Source organism: Moorella thermoacetica (assembly GCF_001267405.1).
GTDB classification, from domain to species: Bacteria; Bacillota; DSM-521; order Neomoorellales; family Neomoorellaceae; genus Neomoorella; species Neomoorella thermoacetica.
Map to the genome: position 1 here is coordinate 2,130,722 of NZ_CP012369.1, position 17,990 is coordinate 2,148,711.

The following is a 17,990-nucleotide window of genomic DNA, read 5'->3' on the forward strand; positions in this document are numbered from 1 at the left end:
TTCCTCCCTCTCACTTCCCACGTTTCAGCCGCCTATCTGGGACATGGCCCGGGGCTGGCGCCAGCCGTTCTCCATGTGGTGTTCGGCGGGCTTCAAGCTGACGGCCCGGGCAAAAATAGCCGCCAGTTCGGTCTCCGGAGCCCCGGCACGCAAAGGCCCTTTGATATCTATCTCCCCGTCCCAGTAGAGGCAGGGCCTGAGCTTGCCGTCTGCCGTCAGGCGCAGGCGGTTACAGCGGGAACAGAAGTGATTGGACATGGGGGTGATAAATCCCACACTTCCCCGGCCGCCGACCAGCCTGAAATTGGCTGCCGGCCCGTTGGTTGCCAGGTCCGGGAAGGGTTCCAGGGGGTAAACCCGGCTGATCCGGCCCTTAATCTCCTCCGCCGGCACATAAGCGGTACCGGAGGCGGCCGCCGTACCAATGGGCATGAGCTCGATAAAACGGATATGCAGGGGTTCTTCCCTGGCCAGCCGGGCAAAATCCAGGATCTCATCGTCGTTAAAGCCCCGCGTAATGACGACATTGAGTTTAACCGGCGTCAGGCCAGCGGCCAGGGCCGCCCGGATGCCCTGCCAGACGCTGGTGATGTTGCCGCGGCGGGTGATATAGCGGTAGCGGTCCTTCTTCAGGGTGTCCAGGCTGATATTCACCCGCTTCAGTCCGGCCTCTTTTAAAGAAAAGGCCAGGGCCCCCAGGAAGATGCCGTTGGTTGTCAGGGAGATCTCCTCCAGGCCGGGAATGGCCGCCAGTTCCCGCACCAGGGTCACCACGTTTTTCCGGACCAGGGGCTCGCCCCCGGTGAGGCGAATCCGGCTGATACCAGTACCGGCAGCTACCCGGGCCAGGGTGGCGATCTCTTCCAGGCGCAGGATATCCTCGTGACCCTTCAAGGGCACCCCCGTGGCCGGCATACAATAACGGCAGCGCAGGTTACAGCGATCGGTAATGGCGATGCGCAGGTAGTTTATCTGGCGTTGAAAGGTGTCCTGCACCGGTTTTCCCTCTTTCTGCCGGAAATGATCCTTGCCCGGGCTCCATGGTCCTGCCTCTAGACAAATACCGCCCGGGGCCTCCCTGCTAACGCATTCCCTGAAAATGCAACCTGCCAGCCCCCAATATATGTACCGGGCAGGGTGCTAGCGGCCTGATAGGGGCCGCAGGAGATTGACCGTTACTTCCTGCCCGGCGGGGAAACCTTCGGACAAACGCGGGACCACCACTATGCCGTCGGCCCGGGCCAGGGCCATGATCGTTCCTGCCCCCCGCGAAGTAGGAGTAGCCACCAGCCTGTCCCCCTCCCATTCCAGGCGGACGCGGACAAACTCTTCCCGGCCCAGGGGGGAATGGATCTTACGGCCCAGGACGGCCCGCACCTGTTCCCGTGCCGGTGGTTTGATACCCTGGCGGTAATAAAGGACCGGCTTGGCGAAGAGTTCGGCGCAGAGGGCGGCCGATACCGGGTAACCGGGCACGCCGATCACCGGCTTATCCCTGACGATCCCCAGGATTACAGGTTTGCCCGGCCTGGTAGCCACACCGTGGGTCAGGAGGTGTCCCGTTTCTTCTACCAGGCGGGCCGTATAATCATCGCGGCCGGCTGAGGAACCGGCATTGATGAGCACCAGGTCCTTTTCCTCCAGGGCCCGGTCCAGGCGTTCTTTTAAAAGCTGGTAATCGTCAGGGGTGATAGGGTAAACCTCCGGCACGCCGCCCCACTGGCTCACCAGGGCGGCCAGCATGGTGCCGTTGGATTCCAGGATCTCCCCGGGGGCCGGGTTGGGATTCGGCGGTACAATCTCCGTACCCGTGGGCAGGATGGCCACCCGCGGCCGGGGCCGGACGGTCACCCTGGTAACCCCGGCGGCAAGGAGGCCACCCAGGTCATAAGGGGTCAGGCTGTGGCCTGCCGGCACCAGCATCTCCCCGGCGGTGATATCTTCCCCCACAGGCCGGACATTCTGCCCCGGGACGGCCGGTCGCTTGATAATGGCGGTAGTTTTATCCTGGAAGGCAACCTCTTCCACCATAATGACGGCATCAAAGCCTTCCGGCAGGGGGTCGCCGGTATCTACAACCACGGCTTCCCGGTCCAGGGCCAGTTCCAGGGGTTCCTGTTCACTGGCGCCAAAGGTCGTTTCCGCCCGGACGGCGATGCCGTCCATGGCTGCGGCCGGATAATGGGGCGAGGAGATGGCGGCATAGACAGGAGCCGCCGTCACCCGTCCCAGGGCCTGGGTAACGTCTATTTCTTCAGTCGGCAACCCGGCCAGGTAGCCGCTGGACCTTAAAGCTCCCAGAAATTCCTCCAGGGCCTCCTGCCAGGGCCGGCTGGGGACAAAGACCTTGCGTGCCAATAGCAACCCTTCCTCCAGGGGTTTAATACAACTTAATCAGACTTTCCGGACCCTCTCCGGTTTCTCTCCGCTTTCTCTCCGTTTTATGGACCATTGTATCATAAAGTAAAATTTAACAACTTTAACGGCATCAAGTACCTAAAAGAGTTCCACCTCTACCTTCGTACCGGCTTCCAGGCCCTCTTCCTCCAGGGGAATGGTTACCAGGCCGTCGGCCTGGATCATGGATGAGATTATACTCGAACCTCCTGGTACCGGTACGGCCAGGAACCCATCCGGGCCTGCTTCCAGGCGGACGCGGATATAGTCCTCCCGGCCGGGAGTAGAAGGAATTGGACTGCCCAGGGTCGCCGTGACCGTCCCCCTGCCGGCCGGGCCCTCATAACCGCCGTAACGTAGCAGGGGTTCGAGGAGGACCTTAAAGCTCACCATGGCGGAAACCGGGTGACCGGGCAGGCCGAAGACCATCTTTGTGCCGGCCAGGGCCGCCAGGGTTGGTTTACCCGGGCGAATGGCTAAGCCGTGGAAGAGGATACCCGGCTGTCCCAGGCCAGCCAGGACCTGCACGGTTAAATCCCGGGTGCCGACGGAACTTCCTCCGGAGAGGAGCACCAGGTGGTTTTCCGCCAGGGCTTCCTGGACCCGGGCTGTCAAGGTTTCCAGGTCGTCGGGGGCGATGCCGTAGAGGGTGGCTTCAGCACCGCAATCACGTACCAGGCCGTAAAGGGTATAGGAATTAATATCCCGCACCTGGCCGGGACCAGCCTGGACCTCCGGGGGGACGATTTCATTCCCCGTGGCCAGGATGCCCACCCGCCAGGGTTCGTATACCGGAACCCTGTTGATGCCCAGGCTGGCCAGTACGCCCAGGTCCTGGGGGCGCAGGCGATGGCCGGCCTCGAGGACGGTGGCACCGGCCCGGACGTCGGATCCCTGCCGTACCAGGTCCTGGCCGGGGGCTGCCGGCTTATAGACGGCGACCCGATCGTCCTCGAGGACCTCGGTGTTTTCGATCATAACCACCGCATCCGCCCCGGGCGGTAGCATACTTCCTGTGGCCACGGCTACGGCTTCTCCGGGGTTAACCCTGACTCCGGCTTTTTGCCCCATGGGTACCTCCCCGGCCAGGCGCAAAAGGACGGGTTCACCTTCCCGGGCGCTAAAGGTATCAACCGCCCGGACGGCATAGCCGTCCATGGTGGCGCGGTCGAAACCGGGGACATCTTCCCCGGCCACCACCGGTCGTACCAGTTCCCGTCCCAGGGCTTCCGTCAGGGGTACAACCATCTCCCGCCGCCCAGGTAGGGGCCAGTAGCGCCCCAATTGCCTGCGGGCCTCCGCCAGGGTTATTACTTGAAAAAGTTCCATGCCTCTCCCCCTGCTACTCGAAACACCCCAGCTGACACTGGATAATTTTTATCTTCAACTCATCGGCTGCCCGGCCTACTTCCCGCATTGGTACCTTAAGGCGGCGGGCAACCTCCTGGGCTACGGCGCAGGGCAGCTTGCCGCCGTGGCCGTCCGCTGCTTCTTTTACCGCCGCTCGAATGGCGTCCTGGTTGACCATGATAAAAAGCCTCCTCTAAAATAACTCCTCCTTGGCTGGCCCTGTTTGCCTTCGAGCCGGGATCGCCTCCTACCAGCACATACCAGCCCGGGGTTTTCGTTCGTAGCAGGGCCGTTTAAACGGCTCGCAAAAAATTAAAGGCACCCGGAAAGGGTGCTGAAGCTATCCGGCCCGGTTGACCACCGGGTCAAATACTCCTTTCCCATTCCGGGAGGCAGGCCGGTTTCCCCGCCTACCCCGTCGCTGCCTGGCAAGCAGGCAGGAGGCCAGCAGCCATAGCCGAAAACCTTAGGCCCACTGGCTCGGAGGTTTATAGAGTTATGTTCATTTTAGCATAACCTAAAACGAGTGACAAGGGCGCTCTTTCCAAATGCCTGTCAATCCCGGCTCTTACAATTTATGGGCGGTGAGGGGCTGTCGGCCTTCTTTCCGCGGTGGAACGGTGCAATTTCTCATGCCCTGCAAAAAATCAATCAAGCCTTACCTGGAGCTTCCCTTGGCCAGCAGGGCGCATAATCTTTCCGTAGCGTAGTAAGCTTCGGCTCCGGTAACTGCCCCGGCCGGATCGCTGCTCGTATGCTCCAGGGGCAGAAGTCCCTTTTCTCCAGCCATGGCCACGGCTGCTCCGGGGTCCAGAGTGCTGGCGTCTACCCCCAGGTAGGTCAAGAGAAGTTTGGCTGCGTCACCCCGGTTCAAGTTGCCGCCTTCCAGGTAGGGTTTTAAAACCTCCGCCCTGGCTGCCACCAGGTTGGCCCGGCCGGCCGCCCTCTTTAAGGCATTGGCCGTCATATAATAAAAACTGATACGGCTGATGGGGGTGTCCAGCTTCCAGTCGTTATTATAACCGGCGACAATCAGGCCCCAGTGGTTGACAAATTTTAAACCTTCAAAGGCCCAGTGATTCTCCAGGGGGTTCTTTATATGATAATCCTTGAGGTAGGCCCCCATCTTCACCAGTTTGTCCTGGATGGCCTTAATGTCCCGGGGGCTGGCCGCCAGTTCCCGAAAGTTCTTATTTACCTGCAGAGAATAAACGGCCGCCACCCCGGCGGCGTCGCCGGTAGCCATGCCAATGGGTACCACCCGGGCGCTGCCGGCAGCCAGGTGGGTGTAGCCGGCCGAACGCCCCACCACCAGGAGGTTATCGATTTTCTCCGGCACCAGGGAGCGGAAGGGAATGCTGTAGACCTCCGGCCGGCCGTAGACATAACCCGTATCCTCAGGCGAGGTGGCCTGGACGTCCACCGGGTAGGAGCCCAGGGCAATGGCATCGGGAAAGTAACGGTTAAAAAGGACGTCGTTCAAGTCCAGCTGGTAAAGGGCCTTGATATGCCGGGTTTCCCGGATATAGAGTTCCGGCGCCGCGCCCAGGAGCCGGGCGCCGGCAAAACCGGGCATGTGGGACCGTAAAAAATCGGTAATAGCCGGCAGTTCCCTTTGGGCCAGCTTTATAGCCTCTTCCCGGGAAGCAGCGCTCAAGCCGTCAACGCCAAAGATCTGCAGGGCGTTGATAAAGACGCTGCCGTCGTCCTGGCGAGCAATATTAAACCCCCGCAGGCGCAACCGGGGGGTGGATGGCTGGTAACCTCTGGCGATACTGCCAAATCCCCAAGCCGCCCGGTCGGAAATCTTAGCGTCCTTGATCTGGCTGCCCACGGCCCTCGCCAGGGCCTGCCAGTCCACACCGCCCAGGCGAAAGACCAGGGTTACCGCCTGGCGCCGGTCCTTTTCCCCAATATCCTCGGCGCCCACGGTGTAGGGCACGCCCGCGGCGGCGGCGACATCGGCGTTCTGGGTGGCGTCAATGACCCGGCTGGCGTAAAAGGGCAGCTCCCGGCCGTCTTTGACGGCCTTGATGCCTACCAGCTTGTTGTCCTCGAGAATAGGTTCCTTAAAAGAGGTATTGAGGCTTAAGGCCAGGTTCGGGTAGCGGCCGACCATATCCGCCAGGACCTTTTTAGCCTCGGCCACATCAAAAACGCTGCCGTGGACCCGGCGGTAAAACTCCTGGAAGGTCCCCCGGGTCAAAAGTTCATAATGGGGACCGTAGTTCATATCAATAAAGTTCAGCCAGCCGTAGGTAAAGAGACCGCCCAGGCCGTCACGTTTCTCCACCAGGAGGACTTTCGCCCCCTGGCGGGCGGCGGCGATGGCCGCCGCCACCCCTTCCGGCTGACCGCCAACGACCAGGACGTCGTAGCTGGCCCCGGCCGCCGGCGCTGGCGCCGGCGGGAATTGGGACGGGTCCGGCCCGGAAGATGTTGTGGCCCGCCAGGCCCAGACACGCCAGCCCGCCAGGGCAACTAACAGTATAACTGTACCCAGGGAAAAGAATAACCTCTTTTTACCCTGCAAGAAATCACATCCCTTGTCCTTAAATCCCCTATAGCCCCTCGATTTTGGCCGGGCCCCTTGCTGCCCGGGAGGGCCAACTGTAGCTCTAGGTCCCTGACAGCGCCGCCCGGACACGACATGAATGTCTCTCCTGCCTACCGCGGGACTACCGCCTGGAATTGGTAGTGGGGATCCTTCAGGCCTTCCTTAAAGGCGGCAAAACTCCGGGGCGAAGAATCCAGGTTGTACAGCCACTTGCCATCGACCTGGTTAAACCATACGGCGATCTTGATGTTTGGGTAGCGGGTGGCCATGTGCTGGAAGCACTGGCGAATCCAGGCTGCTTTATCGCTGCCCTCCTCGTTGCTCGAGAACTCCGTAATCATAAAGGGCTTGTCCGGGAAGTAGTGCATGTACTCCCGGTAAAGGGGGTCATAGATGGCGTCGAAGTCCCGCCAGACGTCGGCGGCATAGCTGGTACCGTTGTTATAACCCGTCAAGCCGATCCAGTCCACAGTTTTATCCCCGGGATAGTAAAGCAGGTAGTTATTCCACTTAAAGTTGGGGAAAGAGCGGTCGTGGGGGTTGAAAACAAAGATTACATTGTTCGCCCCTTCAGCCTTGAAGAGGTTATAGACATGTTCCCAGGCCATTTTATAAATATCCGTATCCTTGCCGGTGTACCAGGACGACCAGGTAGACCAGTCGCCGTTCATCTCGTTGCCGAAACGGACAAAGACCGGGTCGCCCAGGTTCTTAAACTGCCGCGCCCACACCCGTAAAATCGAGTCGTATTTGCCCTGGACGAGACCAATCAAGGAAGTATCGTTCTTCTTACCGTACCACCAGGGCTGCAGGGCAACCATAAGGACGCGGTTGTCGTTATAGATTTTTTGTAATTCCGCTGTGTTGAATTTGGTATCAAAGGCGGCATAGGTAATCAAGAACTGGAACTTGAAGTCCAGTTGTTTCTCCAGGGGCAGCAACTTATCAAAGTATTGCATCTGGCCCAGCTTGTGGGGATTGAGAATCCCCCACAGGGTCTTGTCGGCTGGGATTACCAGGCGGTGGTGCTGGCCTTCGATGGCAACCTCCCGCCGCACCGGCGGTGCCGGCGGCAAGGGAGGGGCTCCCGCAGCCGGCAGGGGCTTAAAGGTCAGGATAATCCGGTTTAAATCCTTTGTTGCCGCCGCAAAATTAGCCTGGTTGCTCTTTAACATAAAGGTATAAACCGTTTTCCCGTCCACCAGGTCGTATTCGCGGTAGTAGTTTAAATCCCCGGGTCCCAGCTGCGGGCGGGTCCAGTCAAACTGCCAGGCGCTGTAACCCCTTAGATTCAACTTTTTCTGGTCCTGAAGTTTGATACCGCCCCATCCCTCCTGGAGGCTGCGGTTACTGTAAAGGACGTACTCTTCGGCGCTAATTTTCCCCAGGGGCTGGGCCAGGACGGTAAGCTTGACATAACCGGCCTTCGTCAGGATAGTAGCCACTCCGGGAATGACTTCTTGCTGCCAGTCCTCCGGATAAGCCAGGCTAAAACCGTCATAATTATTCTGGTATTCTTTCCAACTTTTATCATCACTACCCGAGATTGAGTTCCCCGCCACCCCCGGGATCAAGAAGGAAAGCTGTCTATCCTGCTTGTCCAGGCGCCCGGTCACTACCAGTACCACCAGGAGGATGGCGGTTAAGACAACCCAGGTCCATCTGCGCAAATACCTTCATCCTTCCCAGGTTTGATAATTTCCTGATCAGTAACCACCATATCCACCGGCCGGTCGTGGACCTCGGGATAAACGTCGGCGACTATCTGCTCCGCAAAGGCCAGGGCGATAGTCAGGGCTCCAGGGCGCAGGGTGGCCAGGAAGCGGTCATAGTAGCCGCCCCCGTAGCCCAGCCGGTTGCCGGCGCGATCAAAGGCCACCCCGGGTACCAGGACCAGATCGATGTCCCCCGGGTCTACAGGGCGCAAGGTTTCCGGCCGCGGTTCCAGGATGCCCCAGGTCCCGGGCTGTAAATCCCCCGGGAAATCAAGGACTTCTGAAGCCAGGAGGCGTCTACCCTCCGGTATACACAGGGGTACGGTTACCCTCTTGCCCTGGCTCAGGGCAGCCTGGATAAGGGATGGTGTCAGTACCTCGCTGCCGAAGGAAACGTAGCACATCACAAGGCGCGCCTTTTCCCAGGCAGGTAGTCCCAGGACCCGTCGGGTGATAACAGCGCTTTTTTCCTCCCTGGCCGCCTGGGACAGGGAGTTACGCCTGGTGATAATTTGCCGCCGCAGTTGCTTTTTCAAGTCTCGGCGCTCCCCGGGCCCGCCTGAACGGGCAAAAGTCTACTCATAGGATTTAGACATTCCCCCGGCGAATTCCTTCCCGGAGTTTAAAAACTATATGAGAAAAACATGGAGCCGGGAAAATTATCAACAAGCTTTTCCACAGTTAAAATCCTTATGTATCAAGGCATAAAGGCAGTTATCCACTGTTGGTTTTTGCATAGGCACCGGAATCCCTGGAAAATTATCCACAGCAGGGGAGGGCATGATTCCAGGTTAATCACAGATTTATACACATTATCCACAGGTAGAATCGTCCACAGAAACAAACATTCCGGTCCCGGGACGGTCCCGGTCCCTGTTAATTAAGGGGTAAATCGGGGATACTATTAAACCTCTTGATTTGCAAGGGGTTTTAGGATCGAAAAACCGCTTTTGCTAACCGTTGCTAACCATCATTCTTTAAGGCATTTCTGATGGCTTGCACCGCCTCTTCCTGGGTGTCCGGCAAGACGTGGGAATAAGTGTCTAGAGTAATTTTTACGCTGGCGTGTCCCAATCTTTCGGCCACAATTTTTGGATTTATGCCCTGCCTAAGCAGGATTGTGGCGTGAGTGTGTCGAAGTTAATGTAAACCAGTTAAAGGTTTTATCTTAAATTTTTTCACTGCCTTTTTAACAGCAGATTGGAATGAACTGTAACAATCTCTAGAAAACGAGGCTGCCGCTTTTGGTCATAAAAACCAATATGTCTGGCGTCCATTTCTGCCAAAACGCAAGCATTCCTCCATATGGCGCTTGCGATGTTTTTTTAGAAGATCTGCGGTATCCTGGTCAATAGGGAGATGCCTTTTTCTTTTGTTCTTTGGAGGCTGATAACCGGTCCCTGATACAGTGCGGCGGACATAAATAATCTTTTTGCTCAAATCAACGTCGGTCCAACGAAGAGCTAAAATTTCCCCTATTCTCATGCCAGTGTACAGGGCCAGCCAAAAAACTGGAAAGTATCTATATTCCTTGGCTGACTGCAAAAAAGTATTTAACTTCTTCTTCAGTCCATACTTCTTTCTCCGGGACTTCATACTTAGGCAATTTTATGCCCATAGCAGGGCTTTTGGTTAATATTTCCCATTTTACCGCTTGATTAAAAGCGGATTTAATTATTGCCAGATATTCGCGTGCGGTACCCGAGCTTCGGGTATCCAAAATCTTACTTAAAGCCTCTTGAATATGCAGAGGGTTAAGCTTTGCAAGAGTGATTTGGCCGATGTAAGGGATGAAGGCCGCAACTGCGTTTCCATAGTGGCCGTAAGTGCTTTCCCGGATAGTGCTTTTTATCGCCTCCAGCCACCGTTTTAAATACATTTCCACCGTTATTTTTTCTGCTTCAACGCTATAATTTCTCTGTCCAGCCTCTAATAACAATTCCGCCAGCACTTTTTCGGCTTCCTTCTTGGTCCCGTGGACGGTCACCCATTTCTGCCGCCGCTTTTTGGTCTCCGGGTCACGGGGCATCTCCACTACTACGGTCCAGGAATTTTCGGACCGCTTCCTGATGTGTCCCCGCATGACGCTATCCTCCTTTCAAGGCCGGACGGGGACGGCTTATAAATTCGCCGCCCCCTGGCCCTTTTCCTTCCGTCGGTTCTCTGTCTCCAGAAGTCCAGCCATCTCCAAGATGCGGGCTTTCGGCACTCGGATGAAATGCCCTAGCCTGATTGAAGGGATGAACCCCTGCTGGACGTACTCATACGCCGTAGACCGCTTCAACCGCAGGGTTTTAGCCGCTTCTTCGACCGTAAGGAATACAGGCAGGTTCTTCAGTTCCTCGTCCATGTAAGCCTTCACCTCGCTTGCCCGAAAGGTTTTATCATAAAAAAAGCCCTTCCGGGTAGCCGTCTGGCTCCCTGAAGGTCCGTAGAAGAGCCAAAAATGAGAGAAACGCTGGAATACCTCAAAAGCTCTAGATATTGAGGCCGTTTTTTGGGGTTTCCCCTCCCCTTCTAAAAAAATAAAAAGGCACGGGAAAAAATTTTCCCGCGCCCACGTTCCGCCGGCCGCCAGCGTGCAGCCACCCTGGGAGTATGAGTGAAAATTCCTCTCAGAACGTAAATACGTACCCTGCCGCAGGGCTTTATTTACTGTTCCCGGCGCCTCCGCCCCAGGAGCAGCCCCAGCCCCAGCCCGGCCCAGCTCCCCGCGAAGGCCAGGGCAAACGCCGCCGGCCAGCAGGAAGGCCAGGCCGGTTCCAGGCCCGCGAACCAGGCCGCGACTGGGGCCACCCACCCCCCGGCCATGGAGAGCCACATGGGAAGGGGCGTCTCCTCGAAGCGGCCCCCTGCCATCCACCCCGCTGGGAACCCGGCCAGGAACAGGGAGAACATGACCGCCAGCAACAACGCCGCGGCCTGCCTCTCTCCCCCGGCCGCCGAGGCGGCCGCCTTCAGGTCGGCCAGCCAGAGGCCCCTCCGAAAGAAGCCGTACCGAGCGCCGTCATCCCCAGCGTGATCTGGCTTTTTTCCTTCTAACCGGCCATGCCCAGTGGGGCACAACCAATCATGAAAATAGGAAGAAGTGATTACAACGGCCTGATTTTCTGCCACATTGGACTTATCAGGGACAAAGGTTGAGTATATTTTGATGGTATAACCTCGGACTCTAACCTAACCTGATTGCCTTTGAGCACAGCCAATTGTCGCCCCTTGTTCTTAAGGACTTGGGAACAGCACGGGTGCTAAACTTCTTACTTTCTCGGGCAATCATCCCTGAAATCCAATGAGACAGGAGGAAGCTCATGCAAGACATCCTGGAAATCTGTTGCGGTCTCGATGTCCACAAAGAAACTGTCGTCGCCTGCCTATTAAAAGGCAATGTTGGCGAGGAACCGACAAAAATTATCCGCACCTTTTCCACCCTTCTGGCCGGACTGGAAGAACTGAAAGCCTGGCTGGAAGCGGAGGACTGCCGGCATGTGGCCATGGAAAGCACCGGGGTTTATTGGCAGCCTGTATATAACGTCCTGGAAGAAGCCTTTGACGGCAGTATAGTTTTGATTGTTGCCAACGCACGGCACATGAAAAACGTTCCCGGTAAAAAGACTGACATGAAAGACGCCGAATGGATAGCCACCCTCTTGCGCGCCGGATTGTTGGAAGGAAGTTTTATTCCCTCCAAACCTATCCGGGAACTCCGTAATCTAACCCGGTACCGCAAAAGTATTATCGAAGAGATTGCGTCGCAAAAGAACCGCATCGAAAAGCACTTACAAAGCTGCGGTTTCAAGCTCTCCACTTTCCTCACCGATATCTTCGGGGTATCGGGCCGGGCGATTATGGATCACCTTTGCCGTCATGGGAAGATATCCCCCGGGAAGTAGAGACTTTAGTAAAGGGTCGTGCCAAGTGCAAGCTCCAGGAAATCAAGCAGGCTGTCAATGGCAAAATGGATGTTCACCAAAGGGAGTTCCTCAAGCTTTTGCTGGGCTGGCTGGATCAGCACTACAAGCATCTTCACCAGGTAGAGCAAAAGCTGGAGGAAAAATTGGGCCAATACCAAAGACAACTGGAGCAACTAGACGGCATCCCGGGGATTGACAAAACCGCTGCCGCCGCTATTCTGGCGGAAATCGGCATTGATATGAGCCGCTTTAAAACTGCGGAACATATCTGTTCCTGGGCGGGCTTAAGTCCCGGCAATAATGAAAGTGCAGGAAAAAAAGTCCACTCGCACCACCCACGGTAACACCTATCTAAAGCGAATCCTCTGCGAAGTTGCTTGGTGCATCACCCGAGTACGCAACAGCTATTTATCGTCCTGGTACTGGAAGGTCAAGCAACGCCGCGGGGCCAAGAAAGCCCTTATCGCTCTAGCCAGAAAGCTCCTGGTGATCATTTACAACTTACTAAAAAACGGTACAGACTACGACGAGACTTCATTTGAGAAAGCCAAACAAAAGCAAGAAAGGTTTCGGATCAAAAAAATTATTGCAGAGGCCCGGAAGCTGGGGCTTGAGATAAGGGAAGTCAACCAGGTCGTTTAACAGTTATATCCCCAGAAGAAATTAACCCAGCTGATGCAAGCTCATGCATCTGCTATATTTCTTGTTACCCTTTTGCGCCTTGCTCGGTAGACATATTTACTTGATAAAGATCACTTGATTAGGTCTATTTTCGTGCTAACTAAAACTCGCTCGTGAGACTTCCTCCTCTGCCGCTTAGTTTGGTTCGGTTGTCGGACTTCTCCATTGGCAATCTATCTCCTGTTCTCGGTAGTATACAGGCCGGACACCGAGGTGACACGCCACAGGACCTTGGAGTAAATAGAGGTGCCATACTTCCTTCCTAAAGTACCCATCGGATGAGCTACATGGAGGGAATAGTATTATTGTCTTATCTTAAACGTCCAAAGAAGGAAAAAGAAGGAATGTGTAGAATAGAAATTTTAAACCCCAGCTTTTACAACGAGGCCTTCGACTAATACTATGGTGTAAGGTAGCCGAAACCGAAATTTTACGCTGTGAGGTGGGACGAGACACCAACATGCGAGGCGTCCGTAAGTAAAACCTATAGAAAGGTTCAAAGGAGGGTAAAGGTAATGTTTTGGGTTTGCAGATACAGGTTATTTATAGTGCCTTTATTGGTTTTCTTCCTTGTTTCGGGTTTTGGCCTTGCGTGGGGCGCGGATGAAACTAGTACAATGCAGAGTCCGGAAGTTGAATGGGAAAAGACCCTCGGAAAAGGGATAGGTTATTCCGTCCAGCAGACATCGGATGGTGGCTACATTATTGTAGGTTCCACACAATTTCGCGGCGCTGGCGATGTTTATCTAATCAAGACTGATGCCAATGGCAATAAGCTTTGGGAAAAGACTTTTGGTGGAAGCGGTTCGGATGAAGGTTATTCTGTCCAGCAGACGACCGATGGCGGCTACATTATTGCAGGTTCCACGCATTCTTACGGTGGCGGTGACGATGACGTATACTTGATCAAGACTGATGCCAACGGTAACAAGCTCTGGGAAAAGGTTTTTAAGGGAGAAGAGCTAATTGAGGTCAAAGGCGGAATAGCCCGGATAAAGACCTTAAAGGGAGAGCTGATTAAAGAGATCGATATCACCAAGGATTGGGAAAAGTATTGGCCAGAGACGTTAGGGGCAGAGCTGATTAACGAGGATACTACCAACAATTACTGGCTATGGAAAAAGACTTTAGGAGGAAAAGGGCGTTCCGTCCAGCAGACGGCCGATGGGGGTTACATTATTGCGGGTTACACAAACACTTACAACGTTTATCTGATCAAGACTGATACTAATGGCGACACGCTTTGGGAAAGGATCTTTGGGAGTAATTATACTGAAGTCTATTCCGTCCAGCAGACGACCGACGGTGGCTACATTATTGCAGGTTACATAGACCCTGGTAGTGTCGGGAAGGGTAACGTTTACCTGATCAAGACCGACGCTAAAGGCAACATGGTCTGGGAGAAGACTTTCGGGGGAAGTAATTGGGATAAAGGCTATTCCGTCCGGCAGACGACCGACGGTGGCTATATTATTGCAGGTTTCACGCGCTCTTACGGTGTCGGTAACGATGACGTATACTTGATCAAGACTGATGCCAACGGTAACAAGCTCTGGGAAAAGAACCTTGGGGGAAATTATTGGGAGGGAGGCTATTCCGTCCAGCAGACGACCGACGGCGGCTACATTGTTGCAGGTGTAGGCGATTATTCTCAGATCAAGACCGATGGCGACGGTAACTTGCTCTGGAAAAAGACCTTAAGAGGGGAAGGACGTTCCGTCCAGCAGACGACCGACGGTGGTTACATTATTGCGGGTTACACATTCTCTCGCAGTACCGATAGTGATGTTTACTTGATCAAACTTAAACCCGAAACTCCCCCCGCAAACCAGCCTCCAGTGGTAAGTTTAAAGGATATGCAGGGCCACTGGGCGGCCGACGCGGTGGACAGGCTGGTTGAGACGGGGGTTGTCTCCGGTTACCCAGACGGGACTTTCAGGCCCGACCTGGAAGTGACCCGTGCCGAAATTGCGGCTATCTTGGTGCGCGCCCTAAAGCTCACACCAACCAACAATCAGGAGCTAAAGTTCAAGGATGATGCAACCATCCCGACCTGGGCCAAGGACGCGGTAAGTATAGCGGTTAAGGAAGGCCTGGTTAAGGGCTACCTTCAGCCGGATGGGACAATGACCTTCGAAGCCGACCGCCCCGTCACACGAGCAGAAATGGCTGTATTAGTGGCGCGCGTCCTCCGGAAAAAACTCGGGGAGGTCACCCCGATGGAGCTTAAATTCACCGACGCTGTCATGATCCCGGCTTGGGCCAAATCGGACGTCGGCGTTGCTGTGGCGGAAGGCATCGTTGTCGGGTATCCCGACAATACCTTCCGTGCAGAGAACCATGTCACCCGTGCGGAGGCTGCGGTAATGATCCTGCGGCTCCTAAGGGTGCTTGGCAGAATATAAAGGCAGAAGCGCGGCTTGGTCAAGCAATCGACCGCACCGCGATCACGAGCAAACCCTTGTCTTCGCGCCCGTACTTCACCTCGACCTTACGGCCCAGCCCGCGGGGAACCCAGCCGGAAACAAGAAAAATATGACCGCGAGCAGCAACGCCACGACCTGCCTCTCGCCTACCGCTGACGCCATGGCGGCCTTAAGGTATTAACCTTCCAGAGACCTCCGCCAAACGAAGCCGTACCGACCGCCGCCATTCCGTGGGCGTTCTGCCCTTTTTCCTTCCAAAAGTCGCCCATGATGCCTTCCCCTTTCTGCCGTACTTCTCGACTCAAAGGTCGATTTCTTCCTTCACGCAGAAACAGGCCAGATACCAAGGCGGCACACCCTGGGACCCCGAGGGAAGGGGCGCCTACGCCTCCCCCCTCTCCAGGGCCCTGGCCAGGTCGGCCATGGACGGCTTCGTGTAGACCGCCATGGTGTCCAGCCGGGCGTGCCCCAGGACAGATGCCACTTCCACCAGGTTCGCCCCGGCCCGCAGCATGTTGGTGGCGCAGGTGTGCCTCAACGTGTGGGGGTGCAAATCGGGTATCCTCGCTTTCCAGGCGTACTTTTTCACCACCCGCTAGGCGGCGCAGGCGGTAAGGTGTTTTTCCGGGCAAGACCCCGGGAAGAGCCAGGGCGAGCCGGGGTGCTTTTTCTCCCGGGCGGCCAGCCATTCCCTGACGGCCTTCCTGGCGGCCGGAGGCACCGGCGCTTCCCGGTACTTGCCGCCTTTACCGCTCCTCACCGTAATAATCCCGTGCCTTTCCCCCACGTCCACGTCTTCAACCCGCAGGGATACGGCTTCGGACACCCTCAGCCCGCAGGAGAGCATGAGCCTCACCAGGGCGGCGTCCCTGGCGTTCCCTTCCTTCTCCACCTCCCGCAGAAGCCTGTTCACTTCTGCCCTGTCCAGGGCCTCCGGCGCGCCTCTGGCTTCCAGCACGCCCCTGGGGAAGTCCGGCAGCCTGGGGGCCAGGCCTTCTTTAACGCACCAGGAGAGCCAGGACTTTAGGGCCTTCATCCTGCGGTTGACCGTGTTGGGTTTGAGGTTTCTCACGTTCCGCATCCAGGATTGGTATTCGCGGAGGTCGATGCTGGTTATTTTCTCCGGCTCCGGTTCCTCCCCGCACGTTTCGCCGTACCACCGGGCGAAGGCTTGGAGGTCTTTGCGGTAGCCGGTGATGGTATGGTGAGAGGAGTCGGTCTCTTTGAGGTAGAAAAAATAGCTATTGAGAGCTTCGGTCATGGTGGTCGCTCCTTTCCGTTTTAATTGGCGGCTTGTCCTTTTTTCTCCCAAATAAAAGCAGAACCCCCGGAGGGGGGTGTCTGTCTCTCCCGGGGGCGCGGCAATTTTCCCAGGTGCCGGGGTTATTATCGCTTGTGGAAAAGTTCCCTGACCAAAGTTTCCTTGGAAATTTGCATGTGATCGGCCACATCGGCCAAGATGCCGCTTAACGTTCCGACTTTTAGGGGGCTGTGCAGCGGCACCCTGTTTACGTCCCTGGGCAGCCTCACACCGCCATAACCTCGTCTTTCACGATGTGCAACCGGATCACCCGCGGCACGTCCTTGTCCCCGAAGTGGCAGCGGACCGCGTCACGGACGTTACTCCTTATTTCGTCCAGGGCCTCGCCCTCCGTGAATATGGAGTGGCCGAGGGCGCGTGCCGTATAGCCGCCTTCCGGGGCTTCCTCGACTAAGAAGATTATCTTCTTGTCCAATCCGTTTCCCTCCCAACCTGGGGGTTGCTCTGCCTGGAAAAGTCTATTTCTCCACCACATGCTTTAAAGGCTTATATGACCAATATATCATACACCAGCGCGGCTTTCAATTATGCCGGCGCGGCCACCTGAATCCACCCGGTCTCCTGCGGCATGTCCAAAATGGTCATTTATACTTTTGAAGTGATCCAGGTCAAACATGATCAGGGAGAAGGGATTCCCGGTCCGCCGTATACGCTCAACTTCTCTTTCCAGCATTTCTAAAAAATAGCGGCGGTTGTAAGCGCCGGTCAGAGGGTCGGTGATGGAGAGGCGGTAAAGCTCTTCCTCCAGGTGTTTGCGTTCGGAGATGTCTATAAAGGTTTCCACCAGTTTCTCCCCGCTGTCCGTCCGCACGCGCTTGACCGTCTTTAGCACGAGGATCTCCAGCCCGTCCTTCCGGCGTAAAAGCCGTTCGGAGCGGTCAACCTCTTCATTCGAGGCAGTAATAGGACAGCTTCCTGCGGATTGTATGAAAAATTCCCAGCAGGATCTGCCTTCGATCTCTTCGGGTGCGGCTCCAATCATGGCGGCCACTTCCAGGTTTACCTTCTCGATGCGGTGGGAGACGGGGTCGATGATAAAGATCCCGACGGGCAGGGCGGCCAGGAGCGACCGCAGGAACTCTCCTTGCTCCCTCAGCTTTTCTTCCATTTTCTTGCGTTCTGTCAAATCTAATATAAAGGCCACGCATATGCTGCCTTTCCCATGGCCGAAGAGCTGCAGGTGCGTTTCCACCGGGTAGAGGGAGCCGTCTTTCCGGCGGTGCTTGGCGTCAAAGATGATCTTTTCTTTTTGGCCCTGCTGTAAAGGGGTCAAAAGGGCTCTGAAGCTCTCCCGGTCAAATTCCGGCATTAGCTGCAGGATGTTCATGTCCAAAAGTTCTTCTTCGGCGTAGCCAAGGTTCTCGTTGGCCCCCCGGTTGACCGCCAGGAACTTCAACGTATCGGGATGAAAGATATAGACCTCCGTCAAGGAGTCTTCGACTATCCTGCGGTACATTTGCGCCAGGGAGAGGGCTTCATGGAGCTTCAGGGCCATCTCTACGGTGGACACCAGCACGTGTTCCGGGGCACCCTTCAGAACATACCCGTAGCGCGTGACCGAGCGGACTTGCTAAAATAGATCCCTTCTCCCTTCCACTACTGTAAAGGGTCTCTTCCGGGTTATTCCGAATT

The 17,990-nt window shown here is 56.0% G+C and carries 13 protein-coding genes, 5 pseudogenes and 1 riboswitch; of the genes and pseudogenes, 2 read left to right on the forward strand and 16 right to left on the reverse strand.

The window, feature by feature from the left end:
• Nucleotides 1-24: 24 nt before the first annotated feature.
• The 12 genes and pseudogenes from moaA to MOTHE_RS12955 all read right to left on the reverse strand — a co-directional run bounded on the left by moaA (nt 25) and on the right by MOTHE_RS12955 (nt 11,085).
• Nucleotides 25-996, reverse strand: coding sequence for a GTP 3',8-cyclase MoaA (moaA, locus tag MOTHE_RS10580; RefSeq protein ID WP_011393625.1), 972 nt, complete (start codon nt 994-996; stop codon nt 25-27).
• A gap of 144 nt (nt 997-1,140) precedes the next feature.
• A complete protein-coding gene (locus MOTHE_RS10585) occupies nt 1,141-2,358 on the reverse strand; it encodes a molybdopterin-binding protein (RefSeq protein WP_200901606.1) in 1,218 nt (405 codons plus the stop codon).
• A 138-nt stretch (nt 2,359-2,496) separates the two neighbouring features.
• The gene (locus MOTHE_RS10590) at nt 2,497-3,726 is read right to left on the reverse strand and encodes a molybdopterin molybdotransferase MoeA (RefSeq protein WP_053095097.1); all 1,230 of its coding nucleotides are present in this window, start codon (nt 3,724-3,726) and stop codon (nt 2,497-2,499) included.
• Nucleotides 3,727-3,739: 13 nt separating this feature from the next.
• A complete protein-coding gene (locus tag MOTHE_RS10595; RefSeq protein ID WP_053095098.1) occupies nt 3,740-3,925 on the reverse strand; it encodes a hypothetical protein in 186 nt (61 codons plus the stop codon).
• 178 nt (nt 3,926-4,103) lie between these two features.
• A riboswitch (molybdenum cofactor riboswitch) is annotated at nt 4,104-4,245 on the reverse strand.
• Between the two features lie 160 nt (nt 4,246-4,405).
• Nucleotides 4,406-6,280: an FAD-dependent oxidoreductase gene (locus MOTHE_RS10600; protein ID WP_053095099.1), complete on the reverse strand. Its 1,875-nt coding sequence runs from the start codon at nt 6,278-6,280 to the stop codon at nt 4,406-4,408.
• A gap of 134 nt (nt 6,281-6,414) precedes the next feature.
• Complete coding sequence (locus MOTHE_RS10605; protein ID WP_053095100.1) at nt 6,415-7,974, reverse strand: glycoside hydrolase family 26 protein; 1,560 nt, start codon at nt 7,972-7,974, stop codon at nt 6,415-6,417.
• On the reverse strand, nt 7,947-8,555 hold the full coding sequence (locus MOTHE_RS10610) for a 5-formyltetrahydrofolate cyclo-ligase (RefSeq protein WP_011393630.1): 609 nt from the start codon (nt 8,553-8,555) through the stop codon (nt 7,947-7,949). Before MOTHE_RS10610 ends, MOTHE_RS10605 begins: the two co-directional genes overlap by 28 nt.
• Before the next feature lie 427 nt (nt 8,556-8,982).
• Nucleotides 8,983-9,147 (reverse strand): annotated as a pseudogene (locus MOTHE_RS13950) (site-specific integrase); the annotation flags it as partial.
• A 120-nt stretch (nt 9,148-9,267) separates the two neighbouring features.
• A complete protein-coding gene (locus tag MOTHE_RS14310; protein ID WP_080996791.1) occupies nt 9,268-9,615 on the reverse strand; it encodes a site-specific integrase in 348 nt (115 codons plus the stop codon).
• Nucleotides 9,542-10,102 (reverse strand): tyrosine-type recombinase/integrase, encoded by a 561-nt coding sequence (locus MOTHE_RS10615; RefSeq protein WP_053095101.1) that lies wholly within the window; start codon nt 10,100-10,102, stop codon nt 9,542-9,544. The genes MOTHE_RS14310 and MOTHE_RS10615 overlap by 74 nt, the downstream gene beginning before the upstream one ends.
• A 36-nt stretch (nt 10,103-10,138) precedes the next feature.
• Nucleotides 10,139-10,381, reverse strand: a complete 243-nt coding sequence (locus MOTHE_RS10620) for a helix-turn-helix domain-containing protein (RefSeq protein ID WP_011393631.1) — start codon at nt 10,379-10,381, stop codon at nt 10,139-10,141.
• 290 nt (nt 10,382-10,671) lie between these two features.
• On the reverse strand, nt 10,672-11,085 hold the full coding sequence (locus MOTHE_RS12955; protein WP_162490092.1) for a hypothetical protein: 414 nt from the start codon (nt 11,083-11,085) through the stop codon (nt 10,672-10,674).
• Between the two features lie 242 nt (nt 11,086-11,327).
• Here MOTHE_RS12955 and MOTHE_RS10630 point away from each other — a divergent pair.
• Both MOTHE_RS10630 and MOTHE_RS10635 read left to right on the forward strand, forming a co-directional pair.
• Nucleotides 11,328-12,572: pseudogene (locus tag MOTHE_RS10630) on the forward strand (IS110 family RNA-guided transposase).
• A 554-nt stretch (nt 12,573-13,126) separates the two neighbouring features.
• The gene (locus MOTHE_RS10635; protein ID WP_011393633.1) at nt 13,127-15,016 is read left to right on the forward strand and encodes an S-layer homology domain-containing protein; all 1,890 of its coding nucleotides are present in this window, start codon (nt 13,127-13,129) and stop codon (nt 15,014-15,016) included.
• Nucleotides 15,017-15,419: 403 nt separating this feature from the next.
• Here the strand turns inward: MOTHE_RS10635 and MOTHE_RS10640 are convergent.
• From MOTHE_RS10640 to MOTHE_RS14355, 4 genes and pseudogenes are all read right to left on the reverse strand, one after another.
• Nucleotides 15,420-16,298: pseudogene (locus MOTHE_RS10640) on the reverse strand (tyrosine-type recombinase/integrase).
• A gap of 265 nt (nt 16,299-16,563) precedes the next feature.
• On the reverse strand, nt 16,564-16,773 hold the full coding sequence (locus tag MOTHE_RS10645; RefSeq protein ID WP_011393634.1) for a 2-oxoisovalerate dehydrogenase E1 subunit beta: 210 nt from the start codon (nt 16,771-16,773) through the stop codon (nt 16,564-16,566).
• 135 nt (nt 16,774-16,908) lie between these two features.
• Nucleotides 16,909-17,466 (reverse strand): annotated as a pseudogene (locus tag MOTHE_RS14350) (GGDEF domain-containing protein); the annotation flags it as partial.
• Nucleotides 17,464-17,853: pseudogene (locus MOTHE_RS14355) on the reverse strand (PAS domain S-box protein); the annotation flags it as partial. The pseudogenes MOTHE_RS14355 and MOTHE_RS14350, both read right to left, overlap by 3 nt.
• Nucleotides 17,854-17,990 lie beyond the last annotated feature (137 nt).

Excerpts from the sequence above, each read along its gene's own strand:
- MOTHE_RS10590 (WP_053095097.1), bottom strand. The coding sequence starts at position 3,726 with ATGGAACTTTTTCAAGTAATAACCCTGGCGGAGGCCCGCAGGCAATTG.
- MOTHE_RS10595 (WP_053095098.1), bottom strand. The coding sequence starts at position 3,925 with ATGGTCAACCAGGACGCCATTCGAGCGGCGGTAAAAGAAGCAGCGGAC.
- MOTHE_RS14310 (WP_080996791.1), bottom strand. The coding sequence starts at position 9,615 with ATGAAGTCCCGGAGAAAGAAGTATGGACTGAAGAAGAAGTTAAATACT.
- MOTHE_RS10615 (WP_053095101.1), bottom strand. The coding sequence starts at position 10,102 with ATGCGGGGACACATCAGGAAGCGGTCCGAAAATTCCTGGACCGTAGTA.
- MOTHE_RS10635 (WP_011393633.1), top strand. The coding sequence starts at position 13,127 with ATGTTTTGGGTTTGCAGATACAGGTTATTTATAGTGCCTTTATTGGTT.